General features: G+C 72.6%; 21 protein-coding genes. 11 read left to right on the top strand and 10 right to left on the bottom strand.

Features of this window, described 5'->3' with window-relative positions:
• Positions 1-103: 103 nt before the first annotated feature.
• The 4 genes from OG514_RS11535 (at position 104) to OG514_RS11520 (ending at position 5,732) form a co-directional block, all read left to right on the top strand.
• Entirely contained in the window at positions 104-2,323 is a 2,220-nt protein-coding gene (locus tag OG514_RS11535; protein ID WP_266893579.1) for a VCBS repeat-containing protein, read from the top strand.
• A gap of 77 nt (positions 2,324-2,400) precedes the next feature.
• Positions 2,401-3,771: a sensor histidine kinase gene (locus tag OG514_RS11530; protein WP_266893577.1), complete on the top strand. Its 1,371-nt coding sequence runs from the start codon at positions 2,401-2,403 to the stop codon at positions 3,769-3,771.
• A complete protein-coding gene (locus tag OG514_RS11525; RefSeq protein WP_266893575.1) occupies positions 3,768-4,430 on the top strand; it encodes a response regulator transcription factor in 663 nt (220 codons plus the stop codon). The genes OG514_RS11530 and OG514_RS11525 overlap by 4 nt, the downstream gene beginning before the upstream one ends.
• A gap of 105 nt (positions 4,431-4,535) precedes the next feature.
• The gene (locus OG514_RS11520; RefSeq protein WP_266893573.1) at positions 4,536-5,732 is read left to right on the top strand and encodes a cytochrome P450; all 1,197 of its coding nucleotides are present in this window, start codon (positions 4,536-4,538) and stop codon (positions 5,730-5,732) included.
• Positions 5,733-5,793: 61 nt separating this feature from the next.
• On the opposite strand, the gene OG514_RS11515 is transcribed toward OG514_RS11520, so the two are convergent.
• A complete protein-coding gene (locus tag OG514_RS11515) occupies positions 5,794-6,627 on the bottom strand; it encodes an alpha/beta fold hydrolase (protein WP_266893571.1) in 834 nt (277 codons plus the stop codon).
• Between the two features lie 138 nt (positions 6,628-6,765).
• Here OG514_RS11515 and OG514_RS11510 point away from each other — a divergent pair, with 138 nt between their 5' ends.
• Complete coding sequence (locus OG514_RS11510) at positions 6,766-7,218, top strand: MarR family winged helix-turn-helix transcriptional regulator (protein WP_266893569.1); 453 nt, start codon at positions 6,766-6,768, stop codon at positions 7,216-7,218.
• A gap of 17 nt (positions 7,219-7,235) precedes the next feature.
• Here the strand turns inward: OG514_RS11510 and OG514_RS11505 are convergent, their stop codons facing one another.
• Positions 7,236-8,807 (bottom strand): ABC transporter permease, encoded by a 1,572-nt coding sequence (locus tag OG514_RS11505; RefSeq protein WP_266893567.1) that lies wholly within the window; start codon positions 8,805-8,807, stop codon positions 7,236-7,238.
• On the bottom strand, positions 8,804-9,700 hold the full coding sequence (locus tag OG514_RS11500; RefSeq protein WP_266893566.1) for an ABC transporter ATP-binding protein: 897 nt from the start codon (positions 9,698-9,700) through the stop codon (positions 8,804-8,806). The genes OG514_RS11505 and OG514_RS11500 overlap by 4 nt, the downstream gene beginning before the upstream one ends.
• Positions 9,701-9,785: 85 nt before the next feature.
• Here OG514_RS11500 and OG514_RS11495 point away from each other — a divergent pair, with 85 nt between their 5' ends.
• The gene (locus OG514_RS11495) at positions 9,786-10,292 is read left to right on the top strand and encodes a GbsR/MarR family transcriptional regulator (RefSeq protein WP_266893564.1); all 507 of its coding nucleotides are present in this window, start codon (positions 9,786-9,788) and stop codon (positions 10,290-10,292) included.
• Here the strand turns inward: OG514_RS11495 and OG514_RS11490 are convergent.
• Both OG514_RS11490 and OG514_RS11485 read right to left on the bottom strand, forming a co-directional pair.
• The gene (locus tag OG514_RS11490; protein ID WP_266893562.1) at positions 10,265-12,079 is read right to left on the bottom strand and encodes a hypothetical protein; all 1,815 of its coding nucleotides are present in this window, start codon (positions 12,077-12,079) and stop codon (positions 10,265-10,267) included. The two genes, OG514_RS11495 and OG514_RS11490, sit on opposite strands and share 28 nt — an antisense overlap.
• A 176-nt stretch (positions 12,080-12,255) precedes the next feature.
• A complete protein-coding gene (locus tag OG514_RS11485; RefSeq protein WP_266893560.1) occupies positions 12,256-13,071 on the bottom strand; it encodes a diacylglycerol kinase in 816 nt (271 codons plus the stop codon).
• 142 nt (positions 13,072-13,213) lie between these two features.
• Here OG514_RS11485 and OG514_RS11480 point away from each other — a divergent pair, with 142 nt between their 5' ends.
• Positions 13,214-14,497: an adenylosuccinate synthase gene (locus tag OG514_RS11480; RefSeq protein ID WP_266893558.1), complete on the top strand. Its 1,284-nt coding sequence runs from the start codon at positions 13,214-13,216 to the stop codon at positions 14,495-14,497.
• Positions 14,498-14,592: 95 nt separating this feature from the next.
• Here the strand turns inward: OG514_RS11480 and OG514_RS11475 are convergent, their stop codons facing one another.
• Positions 14,593-15,423, bottom strand: coding sequence for an oxidoreductase (locus OG514_RS11475; protein ID WP_266893556.1), 831 nt, complete (start codon positions 15,421-15,423; stop codon positions 14,593-14,595).
• Positions 15,424-15,518: 95 nt separating this feature from the next.
• Between OG514_RS11475 and OG514_RS11470 the strand changes: the two genes are divergently transcribed.
• Positions 15,519-16,427 carry a LysR family transcriptional regulator gene (locus OG514_RS11470; RefSeq protein WP_266893554.1) on the top strand — a complete coding sequence of 303 codons (909 nt, stop codon included), beginning with the start codon at positions 15,519-15,521 and terminating at the stop codon, positions 16,425-16,427.
• A 9-nt stretch (positions 16,428-16,436) separates the two neighbouring features.
• Here the strand turns inward: OG514_RS11470 and OG514_RS11465 are convergent, their stop codons facing one another.
• Complete coding sequence (locus OG514_RS11465; RefSeq protein WP_266893552.1) at positions 16,437-18,344, bottom strand: serine/threonine-protein kinase; 1,908 nt, start codon at positions 18,342-18,344, stop codon at positions 16,437-16,439.
• A 26-nt stretch (positions 18,345-18,370) separates the two neighbouring features.
• On the bottom strand, positions 18,371-19,927 hold the full coding sequence (locus OG514_RS11460) for a substrate-binding domain-containing protein (RefSeq protein ID WP_266893550.1): 1,557 nt from the start codon (positions 19,925-19,927) through the stop codon (positions 18,371-18,373).
• Between the two features lie 247 nt (positions 19,928-20,174).
• On the opposite strand from OG514_RS11460, the gene OG514_RS11455 reads away from it, so the two are divergent.
• The 3 genes from OG514_RS11455 to OG514_RS11445 all read left to right on the top strand — a co-directional run bounded on the left by OG514_RS11455 (position 20,175) and on the right by OG514_RS11445 (position 23,272).
• Positions 20,175-21,116 (top strand): NADP-dependent oxidoreductase, encoded by a 942-nt coding sequence (locus tag OG514_RS11455; protein ID WP_266893549.1) that lies wholly within the window; start codon positions 20,175-20,177, stop codon positions 21,114-21,116.
• A 176-nt stretch (positions 21,117-21,292) separates the two neighbouring features.
• Positions 21,293-22,153: a VCBS repeat-containing protein gene (locus OG514_RS11450; protein WP_266893548.1), complete on the top strand. Its 861-nt coding sequence runs from the start codon at positions 21,293-21,295 to the stop codon at positions 22,151-22,153.
• Positions 22,154-22,351: 198 nt separating this feature from the next.
• A complete protein-coding gene (locus OG514_RS11445) occupies positions 22,352-23,272 on the top strand; it encodes a glycoside hydrolase family 19 protein (RefSeq protein ID WP_266893547.1) in 921 nt (306 codons plus the stop codon).
• A gap of 239 nt (positions 23,273-23,511) precedes the next feature.
• On the opposite strand, the gene OG514_RS11440 is transcribed toward OG514_RS11445, so the two are convergent.
• Complete coding sequence (locus OG514_RS11440; RefSeq protein ID WP_266893545.1) at positions 23,512-23,967, bottom strand: MarR family winged helix-turn-helix transcriptional regulator; 456 nt, start codon at positions 23,965-23,967, stop codon at positions 23,512-23,514.
• On the bottom strand, positions 23,968-24,591 hold the full coding sequence (locus OG514_RS11435; RefSeq protein ID WP_266893543.1) for a DJ-1/PfpI family protein: 624 nt from the start codon (positions 24,589-24,591) through the stop codon (positions 23,968-23,970). It abuts the gene before it with no gap.
• Between the last annotated feature and the right edge of the window lie 54 nt (positions 24,592-24,645).

The following is a 24,645-nucleotide window of genomic DNA, read 5'->3' as shown; positions in this document are numbered from 1 at the left end:
CGCCTTCTCGGGACCAGAGGTTTTCCGTACAACCACTCGACCGGGTCGTGAGTCTGATCGGGCACGGCACTCCCGTGTCCGATCTTTCTCGTGGGGGTTCACCTTGCAGTTCCGCTCCACCGGCACCCGTTCCACCCGTCTCGCCGCGGCCGTCACGGCCGTCCTCGCCGTCACGGCCCTCGGCGCCGGCACGCTCGCCACCGCTCCGACGGCCTTCGCGGCCGCCCAGGCTCCGGCTCAAGACGGTCAGGCCGCCGACCTGCCCGTCGTTCCCACCGCCGCCCGGGTCACGGGTACGGGCACCACCGGCTTCCTCACGTACGGCTCCGCCGACCAGGAGGCCGGCAGCGGGCTGCTCTGGACGCCGTTCGCGGGCGGCGAGCCGACTCCGTTGCAGAGCCCCGACGGCGGCGGCTGGGCGATGTCGGGCAGCGATGTGGTCGTCCTCGGGGACACCGGATTCATGGCCCGGGCGCGTTCGCTCACCCTGCGGAACATGGCCGCCCCGACCGCTCCGGGCGTGGAGATCGACCTGGGGGCGCTGAACGGGAACTACGTGACCGTGCTGAGCCCGACGAGCGTGCTCGCACAGGTGACGAACGAGGACGGCACGGCGGAACTCCACGTCGTGACCAAGGACGGCACGGCGACGAGCAGCCGCAAGATCTCGGGACTGCCCGCGGACGCCGACCACTTCTTCACCAGCGCCGCGGTCCAGGACGGCATCGCCCTCATCGGGTACGAGACGGGCCCGGCGGGCGCGCGGACCGGCGGCCGGGCGCTGATCGACACGGCGGCCGGGACGGTCTCCGAGACGTACGCCTCCGCCGGGTCCGGCTACGGAACCAGCGCCCTGATGCTCTCCCGTTCGCACGTGGCCTGGCAGGAGTCGGAGAGCGGCACCGGGCGGTACGCCGTGTCCGTCGACCGCTCGACGCGCCAGGTGAAGCGGACCTTCCTGGGCGCCGACGACGAGTACAGCACCCAGCTCGTGGGCGGGTGGCTCGTGTACGGCAACGCCTGGAGGCCGGGCAAGGCCGTCCCGCTGACCGGCGGTGAGACGATCGACATCGCCGAGAAGGTGACCGGTTCGGCCGGGGCCGGCGACGGCAGCGCGGTGATCAGCGGCCGACGGACCGCCGACGGATCCGGGCTGTTCCGGATCGTCGCCTCGGAGAGCGGCGCTCCGTCCGTCACCAAGGTCGCGGACATGACCGAGGCGCTGAACATCGAGCAGGTCCACATCCCCGACAGCGTGAACCTCGACCAGACCGGCGGCGAGGTGACGCTCGGCTGGACGCTGTCCCGCCCCGACGCCCACCTGGACGTCTCGCTCCACCACATCGCCTCGGGCAAGGAGTTCCACACGAGGGTCCAGGCCCCCGCCACCGGCACCCGCTTCTCGTTCACCTGGGACGGCCGCATCGACGGCGTGGACGCGCCGAACGGCCGGTACGCCGTCTCGGCCGAGGCGACCCCGCTCGACGGCGTCGGCGAGCCCGCCTTCCAGGGCTGGCTGTTCACCGCCCGCCGCACGTTCAACGCGCACGACTACACCAACAACGGCTCCACCGACGTCCTCGCCCGTGACGCCGCCGGCGTGCTGTGGCGCGACGACCTGCGGGACCGGTCGGCGGACGGCCACATCGAGACCTCGGGCCGCACCCGGATCGGCTCCGGGTGGAACACGTACAAGCAGATCGAGGCCGTCGGCGACCTGGAGGGCAACCAGGTCGCCGACCTGATCGCCCTCGACGGCTCCGGCGTGCTCTGGCACTACCTCGGCAAGGGCGACGGCACCTTCGCGACCCGGGTGAAGGTCGGCGGCGGCTGGGGCGTCTACAACCAGCTGACCGGCGGCTCGGACCTCGACGGCGACGGCCGCAGCGACCTGCTCGCCACGGACGCGTCCGGCGTGCTGTGGTTCTACAAGGGCACGGGCGACGCGGCGAAGCCGTTCGCGACCCGGGTGAAGGTCGGCGGCGGCTGGGGCGTCTACAACCAGCTCACCGCCGTCGGCGACATCGCCGGCACGGCGGCGGGGGACCTCGTCGCCCGCGACACCGCCGGCGTCCTGTGGCTGTACCAGGGCGACGGCCGCGGCAACTTCGCCACCCGGGTGAGGGTCGGCGGCGGCTGGGGCGCCTTCTCCCAGCTCGTCGGCGCCGGCGACGTCGACAACGACGGCCGCCCCGACCTGATCGCCTACGGCACGGGCGGCACGTACGTCTACCGCTCCACGGGCTCCGCCATCACACCCTTCAGCCGTCGGACGACCGATCTGTACGCGGGCGAGGGCACCACGTTCAACAGCGTGGCCTGAGGACTCTCCTAGTCCTCAAGGGGGACCCGGAAGGATCCGCATCGAGCGGGACGACCGGGTTCCCCGCCGCCCGTACCGTGGTGCGGGTGACCCAGACACAGACCCCCGAGACGAGCCGCGCCCCCGAGTTCCACCTGGTCCAGGTCGTCCTCGGCGGCCTGCGGCAGGAACTCTTCCACGACGCGTCGGCCTACCGGCCGCTCCAGCCGGCCGAAGTGAACCCCAAGATCGCGCGCTTCCTGCCGAAGGGGATACGACCGCACCTCGGCCTGTTCCCGCACACCGTCGTCGCGTTCCTCGCCCTGATCGCCTTCGCTTTGGGGTACGAGGAGTTCGACACGGCCTTCGCCCCGCTGACACTGATCGTCGTCTGCACCCCGCCCGCGGTCGTGCTGCTCACCCTCGTGCGGCCGGTCCTCGCCTTCTGGGCCTCGCTGGCCACCGCGCCCGTCATCGGCTACCTCACCGGCTACGACGCCGGCTGGCCCTGGTCGCACATCACGTTCTTCTCCCACCTCGCGGTCCTCGGCGTGGTCGCGGCCCGCTGCCGGCCCCGCGCCTCGGCGTGGATGTGGCTGGTGACGGCCGCCTTCTCCCTCTTCACGGAGATGTTCCTCGGGAGGGGATACAACTCCGACGCCGTCCCGCTGCTCTTCGTCGCCGCCCTGGTGCTCCTCGCCGTGACCGTCCTCCAGGTCCGCCGCCAGGCCGACCGCGCGGTCACCGCCCAGCAGACCGTCACCGCGCAGGAGCGCTCCAAGCGGACCCTTCTGGAGGAGCGCACCACGATCGCCCGCGAGCTCCACGACGTCGTCGCCCACCACATGTCGGTGGTCGCGATCCAGGCCGAGGCCGCGCCGTACCGGGTCGAGAACCCGCCGCCGGAGCTGGAGCAGGCCTTCCTCACCATCCGCGAGAACGCGGTCGCCGCGCTGACCGAGCTGCGCCGCATCCTCGGTGTCGTCCGCGCCGAGGACTACGAGGCCCCCGACGCCCCGCAGCCGACCCTCGCCGACCTCGACTCGCTCGTCCGCAACGTGCAGGAGGCCGGGCTCGTCGTCGAGAAGACGGTGACCGGCGCGGTACGGGAGCTGCCGCAGGGCGTGGAGCTCTCCGCGTACCGGATCGTCCAGGAGGCCCTGTCGAACGTGCTGCGGCACGCGCCGGGCGCGGCCGCGAAGGTCGAGGTCAGCTATGTCCTCGGCGGTCTGGGCCTGCGCATCGCCAACGGTCCGGCGCGCGGCCCCGTCAAGCCCACCCGTCACCCGGACACCACCCCTCAAGGAGGGCTTCGCCCGCCCCGTTCGATGGGCGCCGGGCACGGCATCACCGGCATGCGGGAACGTGTCACGATGCTCGGTGGGGAGATGACGGCCGAGGTGACCGAGGACGGTGGCTACGAGGTGGCCGCCTTCGTCCCCGTCAGCCGTGAGGAGAATGACCAGTGATCCGCGTACTGATCGTCGACGACCAGATCATGGTCCGCGAGGGGTTCTCGGTGCTGCTCGGCGCGATGCCGGACATCGAGGTCGTCGGGGAGGCCGTCAACGGCCGGGAGGCCGTCGCGCAGGTCGCCGCCCTCCAACCCGACGTCGTCCTCATGGACATCCGGATGCCCGAACTGAACGGCATCGACGCCACCCGGGAGATCGTCGCCGCCGACGCGGACGCCAAGGTGCTCGTCCTGACCACCTTCGACCTCGACGAGTACGTCTACCAGGCGCTGCGCGCCGGGGCCTCCGGCTTCCTGCTCAAGGACGCCTCCGCCCGCCAGCTCGCCGACGGGGTGCGGGTCGTCGCGGCCGGCGAGGCGCTCCTCGCGCCGACCGTCACCAAGCGGCTCATCACCGAGTTCGCGAAGGCGCCGGGAAGTTCTCCGCGCCCGCCCGCGATGGCGCAGATAGGGGAGCTGACGGAGCGCGAGACGGAGGTCCTGGTGCTCATCGCGCAGGGCCTGTCGAACTCCGAGATCGCCGAGCACCTCGTCGTCGCCGAGTCGACGATCAAGACGCATGTGAGCCGCATCCTGGTGAAGCTGGGACTGCGGGACCGGACGCAGGCGGCGGTCTTCGCGTACGAGGCGGGTCTGGTGCGCGTCGGCGGCTAGGTCGCGCCCGGTGGATCGGGGTCGCGACGGCGGATCGGGGTCGGGCCGGCCAGAGGTGCGCGGCGGCGGGTGGATCCGGCTCCGGCGCGCGGGTAGCGTCCGGCCATGGACGCTGTCGAGGCTGTTTACGACCCCTTCTCCCCGGAGTTCGTCGCCGATCCGTACCCCGCCTATGCCGAGCTGCGGGCGGCGGGCCGTGCCCACTGGCACGGCCCGACCCGCCAGTGGCTGATCCCGCACCACGAGGACGTGTCGGCGCTCCTCAGGGACCGGCGGCTCGGCCGTACGTACACCCACCGGTTCACCCACGAGGAGTTCGGGCAGGAGGCTCCGGCCGCCGCGCACGAGCCCTTCCACACGCTGAACGACCACGGGCTGCTCGATCTGGAGGCGGCCGACCACAGCCGGATCCGGCGGCTGGTGTCGAAGGCGTTCACGCCGAGGACGGTGGAGAACCTGGCCCCGACGGTACGGCGGCTCGCCGCCGACCTGGTCGGGGGGCTGGTGGCGGCGGGCGGCGGTGATCTGCAGGCCCTGGTCGCGGAGCCGCTGCCGGTCGCGGTGATCGCCGAGATGCTGGGCGTCCCGGAGGACGACGAGGAGCGGGGGCGGCTGCGGCCCTGGTCGGCGGCGATCTGCGGGATGTTCGAGCTGAACCCCTCGGAGGAGACGGCCCGGCAGGCGGTGGAGGCTTCCGTCGAGTTCTCGGACTATCTGCGGGAGCTGATCGCACGGCGGCGGAAGGAACCCGGGGACGACCTGATCTCGTCCCTGATCGCGGTGGAGGAGCTGACCGAACAGGAGATGATCTCCACCTGTGTCCTGCTCCTGAACGCGGGCCACGAGGCCACCGTGAACACCACGGTCAACGGCTGGTGGACGCTCCTGAGAGAGGGCGTGCGTCCCGATCCCGAAAAGTTGTCCACAGCTGTGGAAGAACTTCTGCGCTACGACACCCCGCTCCAGATGTTCGAGCGCTGGGTCCTCGACGACATCGAGATCGGCGGCCGGACCATCCCGCGCGGCTCCGAGGTCGCCCTGCTCTTCGGCTCCGCCAACCGCGACCCCGCCCGCTTCGGCCCCACCGCCGACACCCTCGACCTCACCCGAGCCGACAACCCGCACCTCACCTTCGGCGCGGGCATCCACTACTGCCTCGGCGCCCCGCTCGCCCGCCTCGAACTGACGGCGGTCTTCGGGGAGGTGCTGAAGCAGGCGCCGGGCATGCGGCTCGCGGCGGAGCCCGTACGGAAGCCGGGGTACGTGATCAGGGGGTTCGAGGAGCTGCTGGTGGAGGTGTGAGCCGCGCCCGCCGCGGGGCGTCGTGCGGCGCGGGGCGCGGGACGGCGTCCCCGCCGGGCACTCATCGGGCGCCGGCGAGGACCTGGCGGAGGCGGGCCGCATAGGCCTCCGGGTGGCTGGTGTTCCCGTTGTGGCCGCCGGGGAACTCCAGCAGGTCGCTGCCGACGAGCTCGGCCAGGGAGACCGCGCACTTGTGGTCGAAGACCGTGTGCGGGGTGGTGCGGCCGACGGCGGGCACGATCCGCGTTCCGGTGCTCGCCAGCGCGGCCGTGTCGAGCGTGTCGTCGACGATCGCGGTGAAGTCGTGCCGGATGAAGTGGTCGAAGTTGGCGAGGCGCCGGGCGTTCATCGGCTGGGGTGTCAGATCGGGCTCCGCGTCGGCGCCGGTGGGGTCGATGCCCAGCGTCCTGGCGATCTCCGGCAGCGTCGCGCGGAGGCCGTCTCGCCGGTACAGGTCCTGAAGGGCGGTCAGTTCCCGCTCGTGGTGGATGCGCTCCTGCTCGGGGAGCAGGCGCGGGGCGACGGGTTCGTGGGCGACGAGGGTGGCGATCTGCCCGGGGTGGCGCGCGGCGGTGTGCAGTCCGATGACGGCCCCCAGGCTGCAGCCGAGCATGAGGACGGGCTCGTCGGTGAGGGCGGCGAGGAGGCGGTGGACGTCGTCGGCGTGCTCGGCCAGGGTCGTCCCCTGCTCCGGGGCGTCGAGCCGGCTGCGGGAGAGGCCGCGGCGGTCGTAGGTGATCACGGTGTAGGAGTCGGTGAGCCGGGCGACGAGGTCGGTGCTGCGGTCGGCGTCGCCCTCCCCGCTCTGCGAGATCAGCAGCATCGGGCCGGTGCCCCGCACCTGGTGGTGCAGGACTGCTCCGGGAACGTCGAGCGTGCCTTCGGTCCTGGTCATGGTGGTCCCCCTCGTGTGGGACGGGCTTCGTGCCGCGTCCTCCGTCCACGATATTCCATCGGATTGGATACATCAATCTAGATGCATCAACTTCGATGCATTGGTTTCGATGGATCGAGTTGGATGTACCTTGACGGGGTGAATGCAGCCGAACTGTTCCTGCTGGGCCGCGTCCTGATGAAGATCGGCGAGGAGGCGCTGCCCGAGCCGCCCGGCCGCGAGGGCCGGTACGCCGGCAGCGCCCGACTGGTACTGATCGTCGCCGCCGACATCGCCTCCCACCCCGACAGCGCCGTCGGCGAGATCGCCGCCCGGACGGGACTCCCGCAGAGCCAGGTGTCGACCGCCGTGGCCCGGTTGAAGGAGGCGGGGGCGGTGCGGGCCGTACCCGACCCCGCCGACCGGCGCCGCGTGCTCGTGCGCTCGGTCGCGGAGCGGTCCGAGCGGGTGGCGGAGGTGCGGGCCGCCGGGATCGACGGCGCGCTCGCCACCGCGCTCGGATCCGACGACCCGCGGCGGCTGGCGGAGGTCACCGAGGCGTTGGACCTACTGGCCCGCGCCCTGATGCCGACGGCGCAGTCCCGGTCCTGAACCGTACGGACGGGACATCAGCTCGTCATGTCCCGCCGCCGCAGCCCCGCCAGGCCCGCCGCGACCAGGGCTGCCGCCAGAGCCGTCAGCGCCAGGACCGGGGTCCAGGTCATCTCCTGGCCCGGGAGCTTCGGCAGGTGGCCGAAGGGGGAGAGGTCGAGGGCCGCCTGCGGCAGGTCGAGCGCCGGGCCGATCCAGCCGAGGGCCAGGCAGAGGCCGGCCGCGCCCCAGGCGGCGGTCGCGACCTTCGGGGCCGCGCCCCAGAGGAGTACCGCGAGGCCGGCGAGCGTCCACACCGCCGGGAGCTGGGCGAGCGAGGCGCCCAGGACCGGGCCGAGGTCGTGCCCGTACGAGAGGGCCAGGCCGAGCCCGCTGAGGAGCAGGATCAGGGCCGAGCCGCCGAAGGCGACGACCAGGTGGCCGGCCGCCCAGCGGAGTCGGCCGACCGCGTTCGCGAGGAGCGGTTCCGCGCGGCCGGAGGTCTCCTCGCCGTGTGCCCGCAGCACCGAGCCGACCGCGAACAGGGCCGCGACCATCCCGAAGAGGGACACCATGGTGGCGAGGAAGGCGTCCGTGAGGGCGCTCTGGCCGCCCATCCGCTCGAAGATCTGCCGGGCCTGCTCGTTGTCGCCGACGATGTCGGCCGCGCCCTCGACCATCCCGCCGAAGACGAGCCCGCCGAGCAGGAAGCCCAGCGACCAGCCGAGGAGCGTGCCGCGCTGGAGCCGCCACGCGAGCGCGCCCGCCGTCGCGAGCCCGCCCTCCGCCGGGCCGGGCCGGGTCGCGAGGAAGCTCGCGCCGACGTCACGACGGCCGGTCAGCACGTACGCCACCGCCGTCTGGACCAGGACGGCCGCGACGATCAGGAGCAGCACCCACCAGCGTTCTCCGGCGAAGGCGCGGACGTTCTCGGCCCAGCCGATCGGCGACAGCCAGGTCAGGACGGACGAGCCGTCCGCGGTCCCGGAGTCGCCCGCCGCCCGCAGGACGAACGCCAGCCCGAGGGCGGCGCCCGTCAGGCCCTTGGCGAGCCGCGCGCTCTCCGTCAGCTGGGCGGCGAGCGCGGCCGTCGTCGCGAAGACCATGCCGGTGCCGCCGATCGCCAGACCGAGGGCGAGCGCCCCGGCGGCGCCCTGCCCGGCGAGCCCGGCGGTGACGATGAGAGCGACGGCGGCGTTGACGACGAGCGCGGCCAGGAGGGCGGCGGTGAGCGGCGCCCGCCGGCCGACCGCGCCGGCCGAGAGCATCTCCTGGCGGCCCGTCTCCTCCTCCTCGCGGGTGTGCCGGACGACCACGATCAGGCTCGCGACGGCGGCGAGGACGGCGGCGAAGGTGCCGAACCGCCAGGCCACGAGCCCGCCGAGGGAGTCGCCGAACACCGGCCCGTACAGCGCGCGCATCGAGCTGTTGGCGGTCATGGAGGCGGCGGCCTCGGTCCGTTCGGCGGCCGTGCCGTAGAGCCCTTCGAGCGAGCCCGCGCCGCTCGCGACCAGGCCGCCGGTGACGAGCGCCCAGAGGGGGATCGTCAGCCGGTCGCGGCGCAGGGCGAGCCGGGTCAGGGTGCCGGTGCCGGTGAGGGCGGCGCTCATCGCGCGGTCACCTCGTCCGCGTAGTGCCGGAGGAACAGCTCCTCCAGGGTGGGCGGGGTACTGGTGAGGCTCCGTACGCCCGAGGCGGTCAGGGAGCGCAGGACGGCGTCGAGCTTGTCGGTGTCGACCTGGAGCTTCACGCGGTGGCCCACGACGTCGAGGTCGTGGACGCCGGGGAGGTGGGCGAGGCCGTTGGGCGCGGCGGCGAGTTCGGCGGTGACGCTGGTACGGGTCAGGTGCCGCAGCTCCGTGAGCGAACCGGACTCCACGGTCCGGCCCTTGCGGACGATGCTGACCCGGTCGCAGAGGGTCTCGACCTCGCTGAGGATGTGGCTGGACAGAAGCACGGTCCGGCCGCGGTCGCGGGCCTCCTCGACGCAGCTCTGGAAGACCTCCTCCATCAGCGGGTCGAGGCCGCTGGTCGGCTCGTCGAGGACGTACAGGTCGACGTCGGAGGCGAAGGCCGCGACGAGGGCGACCTTCTGCCGGTTGCCCTTGGAGTAGGTCCGGCCCTTCTTGGTGGGGTCGAGCTCGAAGCGCTCGATCAGTTCGGCGCGCTTGGCCGTGTCGAGGCCGCCGCGCAGCCGTCCGTACAGGTCGATGACCTCGCCGCCGGAGAGGTTCCGCCACAGGGTCACGTCGCCGGGGACGTACGCGATCCGGCGGTGCAGTTCGACGGCGTCCTGCCAGGGGTCCTTGCCGAGGAGCCGGGCGGCGCCGGAGTCGGGCCGCAGGAGGCCCAGGAGGACCCGGATGGTCGTGGACTTCCCGGCGCCGTTGGGGCCGAGGAAACCGTGGACCTCGCCGGTCTCGACGGCGAGGTCGAGGCCGTCGAGCGCGTGCGTACGCCCGAAGGACTTGTGCAGTCCGGCGATGCTGATTGCCTTCGTCATGCTTCAGAACGTACGCTCATTTCACAAAGTTGTGAAGTTAAGGAAGCGTATAAAGTCGGGGCGGCGGGAGCGAGCGAGGGAGACGATGACCGGCATGACGACCACCGAGGGCAGCGGCGAGGGCAAGGACGAGGCCGTGTCCCGCTTCGTGGAGCGGTTCGCCGCCGAGCTGACGGAAGCCGGCATGCAGCGCATGGCCTCCCGCGTCTTCGCGGCACTCCTCGCCTCCGAGACCGCCTCCATGACCTCCGCCGAGCTGGCCGAGCAACTGAGGATCAGCCCCGCCGCCGTCTCCGGCGCGATCCGCTACCTCAGCCAGGTCAGCATGGTCAGCCGCGAGCGCGACCCCGGCACCCGGCGCGAGCGGTACGTCCTCCACAACGAGCTCTGGTACGAGACCTTCACCCGCCGCGACCAGGTCCTCACCCGCTGGGAGAAGGTCCTCCGCGACGGCTCCGAGCTGCTCGGACCGGACTCGGCGGCGGGCACGCGCACCGCCGAGACGGCCGAGTTCTTCGCGTTCCTCCAGCGGGAGATGCTGGGGATCATGGACCGCTGGGGCGCCTACAAGGAGTCGCGCGCGGCCTCCTGAGGGGCCACCGCGCCGAGGCGCTCGGCCAGTTCGGCGAACTGCGGCGTGCCCGCCTCCAGATACGGCTCCTGCGGCCACAGCACCCGGTCCTCGATCCGGGGCACCACGACCGGCGCCCCGTTCGCCGCGTGGTCCAGCCAGCCCCGCAGCTCCACGCTCCCGGCGGGCGCGGACGGGAGCCCGACCCACGGGTGCCTGCGCGTGCCCGGAGAGGCGAGGACGAGCAGGGCCTCCGGCTCGTCGTCCGCGCCGTCACCCATCGGGAACAGGGCCAGGACGGGGGCGCCGCCGTACGGGTCGTGCAGCAGGACGTACCGCCGGGGGACGGGCACGGGAGCCCGCGCGGCCCGGACGAGCAGCACGGCCGCGGGGCGCCCGCCGGTGACGAAGCGGTAGCCGGAGACGACCGTGCCGCCGAGCACGAGCACCCCGATCACGTTCGACTGGATCCCCGAGAATCCGTCAGGTGCGGTCAGGATCAGCGCGCCCATGCCCACACAGGTGGCCACGCCGATCAGCACCTCCGACAGCCCGGAGACCCGGCGCAGCCCCCGCGTCCGCCACCACGGCACCTCGCGCACGTCCGGCTCGGGACGGGGTTCGCGGGTCTGCACGAGGGGGTCCCGTTCGGCCTGGGCGGCGAGCCGCGCGTACGTCAGCGCGGGGGTGGCGGTCTTCGCCGTGTCCTGCTGGGAGAGGCTTACGCGGGGGGTGTCGGTCCCGGGAGCCGGATAGGGGACCGGGGCGGCCGGCCGGCGCCGCCACCAGGAGACCCCGCCGCCGCCGAGGCCCACGAGCAGCCCCACGATCCCACCGAGGCCGAGGACCTCGTTCACCGTGCCCGCCGGGGTCCCCTGCCAGTCGGCGTTGTACAGGTCGCCCTTCCACGGGCCGTACGAGACGACGAATCCGGTGTCCCAGCCTTCGAGGACCGGGTCCAGGTCCGTGGCGCACCGGTACGGGCCGGTCCGCCGACCGCCGTCGAAGGGGTCCTTCCAGGCGACCGTGCAGCTGCCGTCGGCCTGCTTGCTCAGGACCGTGAGGTCGACCTGCGGGTCGCCGTCCGAGGCCTCCGTGCCGTAGACGCCGAGGCCGAAAGCGACCGCGGCCACGAGCACGACCCAGCGCCAGAGCCCCCACCGCCGCACCCGCTGTGCCTGCGGGGACTGCGAGGCCGGATGTGTCTTCGCCGCTTGAGGCGTCTTCGGGGCCTGACGCATCTGCTGGGGCTGCAAGGGCTCCGGTCGGCCCCGCAGCCCGGCCTCCCCCGCCCGCCGGACGATCCGCAGCCGGGCGCCCCGGCCCCGTACCGGCTTCGCCCAGATCAGCTCGCCGCCGCCGAGCGGGGCCAGCACCCCGCCCGCGCGGGGATCGCCGCACCACCACAGCACGCCCTGCGGGCCCGGTCGCACGGCGTCGTACCGATGCCGGAACGCCACCACGGCCAGCGGCCAGGCCTCCTCGCTCTCCGGGGCGCTCAGGACCACGGTCGCCGAGGACCAGGGCCGCTCCACCGGCACCGCGGCATGGGCCGACCAGGCCCCGGCGCCCAGGACGCGCCGCATCCGCCGCTCGATCCGGCGGGCTCCGAGCCCGCCGAGCAGCGCCACCGCACCGAGCCCGCCGAGCAGAGCCGCCGCGTCGGACGTCCAGGCCCCCGGGAGCAGCGACCCGACGCCGACGGCCAGCGCGATCACCACCACGCCCGAGACCGTCAGCTCGACCGCTCTTCGCCGGTACCGCTCCAGCGCCCCGGCCGTCTCCGGAAGATCCACCGCACATGTCATGAAGAGCCCCCTCCCCAAGGGGTGCCGACCGGCACCCCGCCCCGCCCCCGACATATGGGGGAACTGTAAGGCCGTGGAAGGGCCGCGGAAGGGCGCCTGGCAGGAACCTTCCTGCGAGGGGGAGTCGGGGCGCGGGCCGGGTGAGCGGCGGGGCAGGGGCCGGTCCCGGGGCAGGGTCAGCCGCGGGGCAGGGGCCGGTCCCGGGGCAGGGTGAGCCCCCACGCGTCCGCCCGGACCGTCCACGTCCGGCGGCGGACCGGCCCCGTGACGCGGCCGTCCGCGCGGTAGCGGAAGTCCGGGCCCGAGACCGTGAGGACACGGGCGGTCGAATGCCGCGGCGGGGCGGCCGAGGGGTGGACGACCACCTCGGCCGTACCGCCCACCGAGCGCACCGTGAGGCTGTCCAGCGGGGTGTCGACATCGGTGAGCAGCACCCCGTCCGCCTCCACCCGCAGCCGGTGGGTGCGGACCGCGAGGGCCGTCGGGGCCGGGCGGACCAGGGTGCGGACCAGGGAGCGGCAGGTGCCCCAGACGGTCGGGGCCGTGGACGCGAGGGCGGGTACGCCGGGGATGCGGAGGTCGCCGAGGACGACGCCGTCGCTGTCGTCGACCAGCAGGTCCAGGCGTCGTACGGCCCCGTCGAGGACGGCCCGGGCGGCCGCCGGGGTGGAACGCGGCACGCCGAGGGCGTGGGCGATTTCCAGGTCGTCGGGGGCGCCGATCGGGACGAGGGAGAGGGCCCCCTCGGCGAGCTCCCGCTCGCGGTGGAGGAGGGCCACCGTACGCAGCAGGGTCCGGTCGTCCCCGAGCACCACGGGGCGCCGGGAGCCGCGCCGGGCCAGGGCACGGGAGAATTCTTCCGGGCTGTCCGGCAGGCAGATCTTCGCTTCCGCGCCTGCGGACAACACATCTTTCGCGATCCGCACGGACTCGCCGTCACTTCGGCGGGCGACCGGGTCGATGACCACCAGCAGCTGGTCGTGAGCCGACACCTCGGTCCTTCCTCGGGTAGCATCTTTGTGCAAGAGCCCCTTGCGCTATTGCGCCAGGGGCTTCGTCTATTCCGGGGCACACCGGTGAGGCGGCCTCGGCCCCTGACCTTGGACATGCCCCACCCGGAAGGGGTGTACGCCTGTGCCCGCACTTGTGCTGCTCGGTGCTCAGTGGGGTGACGAGGGCAAGGGAAAGGCCACCGACCTCCTCGGTGGATCCGTTGACTATGTAGTGCGTTACCAGGGCGGCAACAACGCCGGCCACACCGTCGTCGTCGGCGACCAGAAGTACGCGCTGCATCTTCTCCCTTCCGGAATCCTGTCGCCGGGGTGTACCCCGGTGATCGGAAACGGTGTCGTCGTCGACCCGGCGGTCCTGCTCTCCGAGCTGAGCGGACTGAACGAGCGCGGCGTTGACACGTCGAAGCTCCTGATCAGCGGTAACGCCCACCTGATCACCCCGTACAACGTCACCCTCGACAAGGTGACGGAACGGTTCCTCGGCAAGCGCAAGATCGGCACCACGGGCCGTGGCATCGGCCCGACGTACGCCGACAAGATCAACCGTGTCGGCATCCGGGTCCAGGACCTGTACGACGAGTCGATCCTCGTCCAGAAGGTCGAGGCGGCGCTGGAGGGCAAGAACCAGCTGCTCGCCAAGCTGTACAACCGCCGCTCGATCGACGCCGCGCAGATCGTCGAGGAGATGCTCCAGTACGCGGAGCAGATCAAGCCGTTCGTCGCGGACACCACGCTGATCCTGAACAATGCGCTCGACGAGGACAAGGTCGTCCTGTTCGAGGGCGGCCAGGGCACGCTGCTCGACGTCGACCACGGCACGTACCCCTTCGTCACCTCCTCGAACCCGACCGCGGGCGGCGCCTGCACCGGCGCCGGCGTGGGCCCGACGAAGATCAGCCGGGTCATCGGCATCCTCAAGGCGTACACGACCCGTGTCGGCGCCGGCCCGTTCCCGACCGAGCTCTTCGACGCGGACGGCGAGGCGCTGCGCCGCATCGGCGGCGAGCGCGGTGTCACCACCGGCCGTGACCGCCGCTGCGGCTGGTTCGACGCGGTCATCGCGCGCTACGCGACCCGGGTCAACGGCCTGACCGACTTCTTCCTCACCAAGCTCGACGTGCTGACGGGCTGGGAGCAGATCCCGGTCTGCGTCGCGTACGAGATCGACGGCAAGCGCGTCGAGGAGCTGCCCTACTCGCAGACCGACTTCCACCACGCGAAGCCGATCTACGAGATGCTCCCGGGCTGGTCCGAGGACATCACCAAGGCCAAGACCTTCGCGGACCTGCCGAAGAACGCGCAGGCCTACGTGAAGGCCCTGGAGGAGATGTCGGGCGCCCCGATCTCCGCGATCGGTGTGGGCCCCGGCCGTACCGAGACGATCGAGATCAACTCGTTCCTGTAGTCCCGTAGTCCCGTAGTCCCGTAGGTCTGCCGGCCGCGTGGGCAGGGCACGACGAGGGCCCGCACCCTTCCCGGGGTGCGGGCCCTTCGTCGTCGTCAGGCGTCCAGCTTGGTGTCCCGGCCCACCTTCTCCCAGGCCGTCACGTCCGACCGCACCTGGTCCAGGTGCCCCAGGATCGTGTCGATCGAGTCGTCGCCGAGGGCGAGGCGCAGTGGGGTCTCGTCGGCGTTCAGGGCGGCCAGGACCGCTGCCGCCGCCTTCGCGGGGTCACCCTCCTGTGCGCCCCCGCCCGTCTCCACGAACGTGCGGGTCGCGCCCACCGTGTCCGTGTAGTCGGCGATGCCGTCGCCGCTCAGGCTGTGGTTGCCGAAGAGGCTCGTGCGAAAGGCGCCCGGTTCGACGATCAGGACGTCTATGCCCAGCGGGCGTACCTCCGCCGCGAGCGCCTCCGACATGCCCTCCAGGGCGAACTTGGTCGCGCTGTACGCGCCGAAGCCCGCCATCGACATCTGGCCGCCGACGCTGCTGAGCTGCACGATCGCGCCCGAGCGGCGGGCCCGCATGTGGGGCAGGACGGCGCGGGTGAGGGCGGCGGGGCCGAAGACGTGGACGTCGAAGAGGGAGCGCAGTTCGGCGTCGGAGGTCTCCTCGACCGAACCGACGTGGGTGCGGCCCGCGTTGTTGACGAGGACGTCGATGCGGCCGTGACGCTCCGCGACCTCCGCGACGACCCGGTCGACCGCCGCCGTGTCGGTGACGTCCAGGGCGACCGGGTCCACCTGGTCGGGGTGGGCCGCGACCAGGTCGTCCAGGGTCTCGGTGCGGCGGGCGGCGGCGACCACGACATCGCCGGCGGCGATCGCGGCCTCGGCGAAGGCGCGCCCGAAACCGCTGTTGGCGCCCGTGATCAGCCAGACCTTGCTCATGTCCGTACTCCCTTGGCGATTCGTTCTCGGTGACACAACAAGCCTGCTCCAAAAGGGCTTTGGTCGTCCAAGACCTTCCGTGATAACCCATGGGCATGACGATCACCGACGTCCACCTGCGCGAGCTGCGGTACTTCCTGGCCGTCGCGGAGGAGCTCCACTTCACCCGGGCCGCCGAGCGGCTGTACGTCTCGCAGCCCGCGCTCAGCAAGCAGATCCGCGCGCTGGAGCGGCAGCTCGGCGGGCCCCTCTTCGACCGTGACCGGCAGGGCGTCGCCCTCACCCCCGTCGGTACGGCCCTGGTGCCGCACGCCCGGACCCTGCTCGCCGCCTGGCAGGAGGGCCGCGAGGCGGTGCGGCGGGCCCGGGAGGCGGCGAGCGGCACCCTCGTCGTCGGGATGAGCACCAGCCCCGGACGCGGCGGGCTGCTGCCCGCGATCCGCTCCCGCTTCACCGAGGCCCACCCGGAGGCGGTGCTCAGACTGCGTCAGGTGGGGTGGGAGGACCCGACGGCCGGGCTCGCCGACGGCGTGAGCGACGTGGCGTTCGTCTGGCTGCCACTGGCCGGGGAGGAACGCTTCCGCTGGGTCGTCGTGGCCGCCGAACCCCGGCTCGTCGCCCTCCCGGAGACCCATCCGCTGGCCGCCCGAGAGCGGCTGGACTTCGCGGACCTCCTCGACGAGCCGTTCCTCGCCCTGCCGGACACGGGTCCCGAACTGCGCGACCACTGGCTCGCGCTGGACTCCCGCGGCGGCCGCCCGCCGGTCGTCGGCGGGGAGATCGCCAGCGCCGACGAGACGTACGAGGCGCTCGTCGGCGGCCTCGGCGTCTGCCTGGTCGCGGCCGGCAACGCGCCGCTGCTCACCCGGGGCGGTGTCGTCACCCGCCCCGTCGACGGCGTCACCCCCAGCTGCTTCGTCCTCGCCTGGCGCGCCGACGACACCCGCCCCCTGGTCGAGGCGTACGCCCGAGCGGCGGCCGAAGTCGGCCTTCGTGAGACCTGAGGGGGCCGTCTACCGCGACCGGTGGTACTCGTTCGGTTCGCCGTCGAGCATCGGGTAGACGAGGAGCCGGTCCTTGCCGTTCTGCTTGTCGACGAGCAGGTAGCGGGAGAGGCCTTCCTGGCATTCGCGGTCCCAGGCGTTGGTGTCCCGGGTGGCGGGGCCGACGATCAGGAGGTTGCCGACGCCCGCGAGGACGGCCGTGGTGCCGCAGGACCAGTCCTCGTCCATGAGCACGCCGTCGACGGTGCGGGGATAGCCGTCGAGGGTGCTGATCACGGGGGCGCCGACCGGGCCCTGGGTGATCGTCACCTGTGAGGTGAAGCGGTCGTCGTTCTCGCCGTAGATCTCCGGTGCCGGGATGCGCGACCAGCTGCCGAGGAAGCGGGCGGGAACGACGTCGGTGCCGGTGGGGGCCTTGCGGAGGGTGGTCTTCACGGCGCCCGAGCGCCACTCCAGGACGTCGGGGGAGCGCAGGGTGAGGGTCTGGTGCGCGGCGGGGACGCAGCGCTGCGCGGGCACGCTGGTCGTCACGTCGGACTCGCCGAAGACGACCTTGTCCTCGTCGGCCGAGACGAGCCGGGAGCGGCCCATGCACAGGCGGTTCTCGGCGACCTGGACGTACACCGCGTTCTTGGCGCCCGCTTCGCCCTGGGCGATCTCGATCCGGGCCGTCTCCCTGGGATGGTCGGGGGAGCCCTGGACGACGCCCTCCCAGGCGCCGAGGAAGGCGGCCGGGACGATCCCGGCGGGCCCGGCGGAGGTGTTGCCCGGCGTGGAACCCTGGCCCCGGTTCTTCTGACCGCCGTCGCCGTTCCTCCAGTCGGGCCAGAAGGTGTACGCGGCGGAGGCCGCGGCCACCACCGCGAGCGCCGTGAGGCCGGCGACCAGGGCGGTGCGGCGCGGGCGGCGGGCCGGGGGCCGGGGCGCGGTGGAGGCGGTGGACGGCGGGGACGTGGACGGCAGCGGGGTGGGCGGGGTCGGGTCCCCGGCGGCGAGGGCGCCCGCCCCCGTCCCGGTCGGGCTCTCCGTCTCCGCTTCCAGGAGCCGGGCCGCGTGGCGCCCGAGCCGGGCGAGGACGTCCGCGGGGAGCCAGGGATCGGGGACCGACAGGGTCTCGGCGATCTCGGCGGCCGAGGGCCGGCCGGCCGCGTCCTTGGCGAGGCAGGCCCGGATCAGCCCGGACAGCTCGGGCGCGAGATCCGTCAGGTCGGGCTCGTCGTGGGCGATGCGGAACATGGTGGCGTGGACGCCGCTGTCCGCCGTGCCGAAGGGAGAACGGCCGGTCGCCGCGTACGCGAGGACCGAACCGAGGCAGAAGACGTCCGACGCGGGGGTGAGGCGGTCGCCCCGCACCTGCTCGGGCGACATGAAGCCGGGCGAGCCGACGACCGCCCCGGTGGTGGTCAGACCGCCGCCGTCGGCGATCGTGTCGACGGCGCGCGCGATGCCGAAGTCGATGATCTGCGGGCCGTCGACGGTGAGCAGGACGTTGGACGGCTTGAGGTCGCGGTGGACGAGCCCGGCGGCGTGGATGTGGACGAGGGCGCGGGCGAGTCCGGAGGCCAGCCCCTTCACGGTCGCGGGCGGCAGCGGCCCGAACTCGTCGCCGACCACGGCCCGCAGCGAGGGCCCCGGTACGTAGCCGATCGCCACCCACGGCGAGTCGGCGTCGGTGTCGGAGCCGAGGACGGGCGCGGTGCCCGTGCCGCCGACCCGCTCCAGGGAGGCGACCTCGCGGGCGAACCGGCGCCGGAACTCCTCCTGGGCGGCCAGCTCGGCGTGCACGACCTTCACCGCGACCGTCCGTCCGCGGGACGAACGCGCGAGGAACACCCGGCCCATCCCCCCGACGCCGAGGCGGCCGAGCAGACGGAACGGGCCGATGCTGACCGGGTCTTCCGCGTTCAATGGCTCCACGTCGTCAGAGCATGCCAGACCGGGGATCAGCCGTCCCCGCAGATCCGCAGCCCCTTCGGGGTGGAGCAGGGCAGATGTCCGTGGGTGCGGATGACGTCCTGGCCGCTGCCCCACCGCAGATAGGTGAGGAAGCTGGAGGTCAGCGAGTCGGCCGGCGGCTCGCCCCAGGTGTAGGCGTACTCGATCTCCCGGTACGGGTAGCTCGACTCGCCTATCTCGTCCAGGACGGGCCTGCGACCGTCGACGGCGACCCGGTGCAGGCCCTTGAGGCCGGTGCCGTCACGGAGCTCCGTGTACCCGATCGCGCCGGGCAGCTTGGCCACGGTGGACAGGACCTGTTCGGTGGAGTCGAGTTCGCAGCGGACGACCTCGGACTCGGGGTCGTTGCTGTGCTCGCAGTCCAGGGAGGAGTTGGCGGGTTCGTTGCGCCCGAGGACCCGGCGCTGGAACACCTCCCTGGTACCGGAGTTGGCGTCCCTGCTGACCAGCAGGATCGGCTGGTCCATGCTGGTGATCAGCTCGCCCCAGTTCTTGATCTCGCCGCGGTAGATGCGGCGGATCTGCTCCAGGGTCAGGTTGTCGACGGGCACCCCGTCGTTGAGGACGAGGGTGAAGAGGGAGACGGCGACCATGCTCTCCCGCAGCTGCGGGAAGCCGCCCGGCTTGCGCCCGTCGGACAGGGCGATGACGGCGGGGGAGCCCTGGGCGGTCTTGGCCCCCTCCTCGGCCAGCCGCCGGATCCCGGACGTCGACCCGTGTGCCTCCACGCGCACGGTCGCGCCCTCGCAGTCCTTCTCGTACTTCTTCGCGAGTTCCCGTACGACGGGCGCGAAGGCCGTCGACCCGGTGACGGTGAGTTCGCCCTTGGCGCAGCCGATGGGCGGCGGGGTCTGCTCCCGGACGATGATCGCGGCGAGGGCGACCACGCAGAGGGTGAGGACGACGGTGACGTTCCGCGCGACCCGGCTGAAGACGGGCGGCTTGTCGTCGGGGGTCGTGCTGTGGTTCACGTGGACGACGCCTTCGGCGATGTTGCCGTGGACCGAGACGGGGCTGCCGATGGGGCCGCCGGTGAGCAGCACGAGCAGTTTGTAGTGGGCGCCCCGGTTGAGCGGCACCTTGGGCAGCACGATGGAGGTGGCGCCGTCGGCCGGGCCGTCCCAGCTGTCGGGGAAGTGGGTCAGCAGGCCGGGGTGGTCGGGGGCGGTCACGACGATCGCCTTCACGTGCCGGATCTTGGGTTCCTCCGTGCCGAAGACCACCGTGAGCCCGTGGTCGTCACCGTCCGTGTAGTGCTCGCGGGTGAGGGCGAGGGCGCCGTCGTTCTCGATCCGGAGCAGGACGAGGGTGCCGTCGGACAGGCCGGGGGTGGCGTTGAAGAACCCGCGCCGGACGGTCCCGCCGGGGCCGGTGACGGCGCTGTGGGCCGCCCGGGTGCCGATGGCCGTGTCGAGCTGGACGCGGTAGCCGATCCGGCGCTGGTGCGGCACGCGCCGCTCGTACCAGACGGCGCCGGTGGAGACGAGGACACCGAGGAGCGCGGTGACCACGGCGATGAGGTTCTCAGCGGTAAGCCAGTCCACCCGCGCGACGGTACGGACGTGTGTGCGGTTACGGAGGGTGCGTCGCTCCCCGTCACCTGGAGTTCTCCCTTCCGCCAACGGAGCCGTCGCCGGACCCGTCGCGTCGCCGGACCCGTCGAGGCGACAGCCCCTTCGCGTCCGCCGGGCCCCGGAGCCGCCCCCGCGCGGGCGGGCCATCAGAGGTTGCCCGGGGCTGCGGGGCGTGGGTGTAATGGCCACGAGGGGGCCTTCGTCTGAGGAGTACCCCATGCGTGTCGTCGAAGTGACCGCCTACGGCGGACCCGAGGTCCTCAGAATGGCCCGCCGGCCCGAGCCGGAGGCCGGGGACGTCCCGGGCAAGGTGCGCGTGCGGCTCAAGGCCGCGGGCGTGAACCAGGCCGATGTGCGGATCCGGGCAGGCCTGTACGCCGACGCGGTCGGCGATCTCAAGCCCCCGTTCGTCCTGGGGACGGACTTCGCGGGAAAGCTGCTCGATCCCGTGCCCGGAATGGCGCCCGGGACCCGGGTGGCCGGAACCGTGCCCTGGTACGCGCTGCTGAACGGCGAGGGCACGTACGCCGAGGTCATCTGGGTCGATCCGGAGTGGCTGGCCGTGATCCCGGAGCACGTGGAGTACACCGTGGCCGCGTCCGTCCCGCTGGCCTCGGCCACGGCCCAGCAGGGCCTCGACCGGCTCGCGCTCCCGGCGGGGGCGACGCTGCTCGTGACCGGTGGGAGCACGGTGGTGGGCCGCTTCGCGGTCCAGCACGCCCACGCGGCCGGGCTACGGGTCGTGGCCGTCGCCCACGAGGGTGACGAGGCCGAACTGAGGATTCTCGGCGCGGACCACGCGGTCCCGCGCGGCACCCCGGAGGAGGTGCGCGCCCGGGTGACGGAGGTGGCCCCGGAGGGGGTGGACGGGATCTTCGACGGGGCGCTCTTCGGCGGGGGGTCCCTCCCGTTGCTGAAGGACGGCGGCGTCTTCGCGGCGATCGCTCCCGACCGGATTCCGCCCGCCGAACGGAACATCCGCGTCGAGGTCGTCCGGGCCACGCCGGACGCCGCCCGGCTGAAGGAGACGCTGCAGAAGGTGGCGGACCGCGAGCTGCTCACCCGGGTGGCCGACGTCCTCCCGCTGGAGGAGGTCGCGGAGGCCCACCGGCGCGCGGAGGCGGGCCACCGGCCGGGCCGGATCGTGCTCCTGATCTGACCGGGCCCCCTGGGGGATCACGCCCCCCTTCGCTCCCCCTGGAACGGCTCCGGGGCGGCAAGTCGCCGCCCCGGAGCCGTTCTTCGCGGTTTGGCGCGTTTTCGAACCTCTGTGACAGGATTCCAAGATCAGCGGCGTGTGAAGTGCGCCGCTGGAGAGTCCCAGGGGGGATTTTGATGAACATCGTTCGACGTGGTCGTGCGCTCAAGGGCGGGCTCGTCGCCACCGCCGTCGCGGTCGCGACGGCCACCGTGGCCGGCACGGCCTCCGCCGCCGGTGCCGGTACCGCGGAGCTGCCGGTGCAGCCCACCTTCGAGATGTACGGCGCCAACAAGCAGACTCAGGAGCTTCAGGTCTGGTTCCCCGTCGGCAACGGCGGCTTCGAGACCGTCGGGCCGCTGGGCAACGTCTCCGACATCGCCGACATCATCGTCGCCGACAACGACGACGACGGGCACGGCGAAGCCGAGTGGACCGTCTACAAGAACGGGCGGCTGGACTTCTACTCGCCCGACAGCGGCTCCCAGGACACGGACGTCGTCGGCCGGGGCTGGAACATCTACGCCACGGTCCTCTCGCCCGGCAACATCGGCGGGGCCAAGCAGGCCGACCTGCTCGGTGTCGACAAGACCGGCGTGCTGTGGAGCTACCTCGCCTACCCGAACGGCACCCTCACGCCCCGCGTGCGGGTCGGCGGCGGCTGGAACACCTACAGCCAGATCGCGGGCCAGGGCGACCTGACCGGCGACGGCAAGCCCGACGTCGTCGCCCGCGACAAGACGGGTGTCCTGTGGCTCTACAAGGGCACGGGCAACTACAAGGCCCCCTTCACCGGCCGTACGAAGATCGGCTCCGGCTGGAACACGTACGACCGGGTGCTCTCGACCGGTGACATCGACCTCGACGGCAAGGCGGACCTGCTCGCCCGCAAGTCGAACGGCGACCTGTTCCGGTACCCGGGCACGGGCAACGCCTCGGCTCCGTTCAAGGCGCCGGTCCGGGTCGGCGGGGGATACCAGAAGTTCAACCTCTTCTAGTCGTACCCGTCCCACCCGCGTGGTGACCGCATGACGGCGGCCCCGGGCCTCGGAACTCCGAGCCCGGGGCCGCCTCTTGCGTTCCCGGGCCAAGTGGAACCCCAATCGTCACAACTTCAGGTCTAGACCTTGACAGGTCCAGACCAATAGCGCTTCGCTGTGCTTCCCCGACCCGGCCCCACCCGGAAGGAAGCACGCATGCTGCGTAAGTTGGTCACCTCACTGGCCGCGCTCTGTACGGTCGTTGGACTCGCCGTCCTGTTCCTCCCCGCCGCCTCCGCCGGTGCGGCGGCCGCCTGCGCGGCCGCATGGAACTCCTCCAGCGTCTACACGGGCGGGATGACGGCCTCGCACAACGGCCACAACTGGTCGGCCAAGTGGTGGACCCAGAACGAGACTCCCGGCACGACCGGCGAGTGGGGCGTCTGGGCCGACCAGGGCGTCTGCGGCGGCGGGTCCACGACTCCGCCCACGACCCCGCCCACCACCCCGCCGACTTCCGGATTCGTGGTCTCCGAGGCCCAGTTCAACCAGATGTTCCCGAGCCGGAACCCCTTCTACACGTACGCGGGCCTCACCGCCGCCCTCAAGTCGTACCCCGGCTTCGCCAACACCGGCAGCGACACGGTGAAGAAGCAGGAGGCCGCGGCCTTCCTCGCGAACGTCTCCCACGAGACGGGCGGCCTCGTCCACATCGTCGAGCAGAACACGGCCAACTACCCGCACTACTGTGACGCCGGCCAGCCCTACGGCTGCCCCGCCGGCCAGGCCGCCTACTACGGCCGCGGCCCCATCCAGCTCTCCTGGAACTTCAACTACAAGGCCGCCGGTGACGCCCTCGGCATCGACCTGCTGAACAACCCCTGGCGCGTCGAGCAGGACCCGGCCGTCGCCATGATGACCGGCCTCTGGTACTGGAACACCCAGAACGGCCCCGGCACGATGACCGCCCACAACGCCATGGTCAACGGCGCCGGCTTCGGCCAGACCATCTGGGCGATCAACGGCAGCCTGGAATGCAACGGCGGCAACCCGGCCCAGGTCCAGAGCCGGGTCACCAAGTACCAGCAGTTCACCCAGATCCTGGGCGTCCCCGCCGGGTCGAACCTGTCCTGCTAGTCGATCACTGCCGGGCGGCGAAGACACTCCGGACGACGGGCTCCACGGCGAACGTGGGCCCGTCGCTCCGTTTCGCGTCGCGGAGGTGGACGGCGTGGCGACCTCGACCCGGCCGCTGTCGTGGCGTTTCCCGCCGTCGTCGCCGGACCGTTTCGTCCATCCGCCGCTCCTGAGGGGCGCCGTGACCGAGCTGTTCAGCAGCGTGTCCTGACCGCTCGGTTCCGGCAGGTCGTCGGGGCCTACGGGTGGTCGGCCTCGACGGCGTCAAGCGCCGCCGACAGCCGGTCCAGCACCCGTACCGTCTCGTCGAAGGCCTCCTGGCCGCCCAGTTCCCGCAGGAGCGCGGCGGCCAGTTCCGCGTGGCCCGGTTCGATGCGGGCGATGGCCGCCCGGCCCGCCTCGGTGGGGGTGAGGAGCTTGGCGCGGCGGTGGGCCGGGTTCGGTTCGTAGGCCGCGAGTCCCTCCCGCACGAGCAGGTCCGCGATCCGCTGGACGCTCTGCCGGGTGATGCCCATGACCCGGGCGATCCCGGCGACCGGGAGGGGTTCCGGGAGGACGGCTCCGAGGACCTGCCACCAGGCGGCGGTCAGGCCGGCCGGTTCGGCCAGTTTCTCGGAGACGGCGAGGAACTGGCCGTTGAGGCGGAAGACGCCCAGGGCCGTGCGGGAGAGGGCGTCCTGTGACGCGCGCGTCATCTACTCGTCCTCTTCGGCGTTGAGCTCGACGAAGGCCGCCGGGTCCGAGTCGTGGAAGAGGCGGTACCAGGCGTCCCGCTTGCCCTCGTACGCGCCGAGCGCGGCGAAGACCTCGCGGGCGAAGGCGACCGGCTCCGTCGGGCCCGCCGTGATCAGGTCGCCGGTCCCGGCCTCGCCGCCGGAGGTCACCGCGTCCGCGTCGACGTAGTGCTCGCCGCCCTTGTAGCCGGTGGCGGCCAGGTAGAACGAGACCGCGCTGGTGTGCGGGCGGTCGTCGAGCAGGCCCTCCTTGGCGAGTCCGGCGGTGGCGCCGCAGATCGCGGCGACCGGCACCCCGGCGTCGAGGAAGGTCCGGGCCGCGGCCGGGAAGGCGGCGAGCTCGTCGCCCTCGTCGTACTTCTCGGCGCCCGGAAGGATCAGCAGGGCGCTGTCCTCGGGGCGGAGGTCGGCGAGCGCGAGGTCGGGGACGATCCGGATCCCGGCGATCGTCGTGACGGGTTCCCCGGCGACCGGGCCGACGGTCCTGACCGTGTAGCCGGCGCGGGCGAGCCAGGCGGTGGCGTGGCCCGTCTCCCAGTCGGCGAGGGTGTCGTAGACGGCGAGGTGGACGGTCTTCGTTCCCATGGTTGCTCCCTCGGCTGTTCCCAGGACTTCGATGACAACAGACTGTCATCTCGA

The sequence above is a fragment of the Streptomyces sp. NBC_00572 genome, assembly GCF_026341815.1.
GTDB lineage: Bacteria > Actinomycetota > Actinomycetes > Streptomycetales > Streptomycetaceae > Streptomyces.
Note: the sequence above shows the minus strand (reverse complement) of the source record. Positions and strands in the feature narration are given on the sequence as shown.

Excerpts from the sequence above, each read along its gene's own strand:
- OG514_RS11520 (WP_266893573.1), top strand. The coding sequence starts at position 4,536 with ATGGACGCTGTCGAGGCTGTTTACGACCCCTTCTCCCCGGAGTTCGTC.
- OG514_RS11515 (WP_266893571.1), bottom strand. The coding sequence starts at position 6,627 with ATGACCAGGACCGAAGGCACGCTCGACGTTCCCGGAGCAGTCCTGCAC.
- OG514_RS11505 (WP_266893567.1), bottom strand. The coding sequence starts at position 8,807 with ATGAGCGCCGCCCTCACCGGCACCGGCACCCTGACCCGGCTCGCCCTG.
- OG514_RS11500 (WP_266893566.1), bottom strand. The coding sequence starts at position 9,700 with ATGACGAAGGCAATCAGCATCGCCGGACTGCACAAGTCCTTCGGGCGT.
- OG514_RS11495 (WP_266893564.1), top strand. The coding sequence starts at position 9,786 with ATGACCGGCATGACGACCACCGAGGGCAGCGGCGAGGGCAAGGACGAG.
- OG514_RS11490 (WP_266893562.1), bottom strand. The coding sequence starts at position 12,079 with ATGACATGTGCGGTGGATCTTCCGGAGACGGCCGGGGCGCTGGAGCGG.
- OG514_RS11475 (WP_266893556.1), bottom strand. The coding sequence starts at position 15,423 with ATGAGCAAGGTCTGGCTGATCACGGGCGCCAACAGCGGTTTCGGGCGC.
- OG514_RS11470 (WP_266893554.1), top strand. The coding sequence starts at position 15,519 with ATGACGATCACCGACGTCCACCTGCGCGAGCTGCGGTACTTCCTGGCC.
- OG514_RS11455 (WP_266893549.1), top strand. The coding sequence starts at position 20,175 with ATGCGTGTCGTCGAAGTGACCGCCTACGGCGGACCCGAGGTCCTCAGA.
- OG514_RS11450 (WP_266893548.1), top strand. The coding sequence starts at position 21,293 with ATGAACATCGTTCGACGTGGTCGTGCGCTCAAGGGCGGGCTCGTCGCC.
- OG514_RS11445 (WP_266893547.1), top strand. The coding sequence starts at position 22,352 with ATGCTGCGTAAGTTGGTCACCTCACTGGCCGCGCTCTGTACGGTCGTT.
- OG514_RS11440 (WP_266893545.1), bottom strand. The coding sequence starts at position 23,967 with ATGACGCGCGCGTCACAGGACGCCCTCTCCCGCACGGCCCTGGGCGTC.
- OG514_RS11435 (WP_266893543.1), bottom strand. The coding sequence starts at position 24,591 with ATGGGAACGAAGACCGTCCACCTCGCCGTCTACGACACCCTCGCCGAC.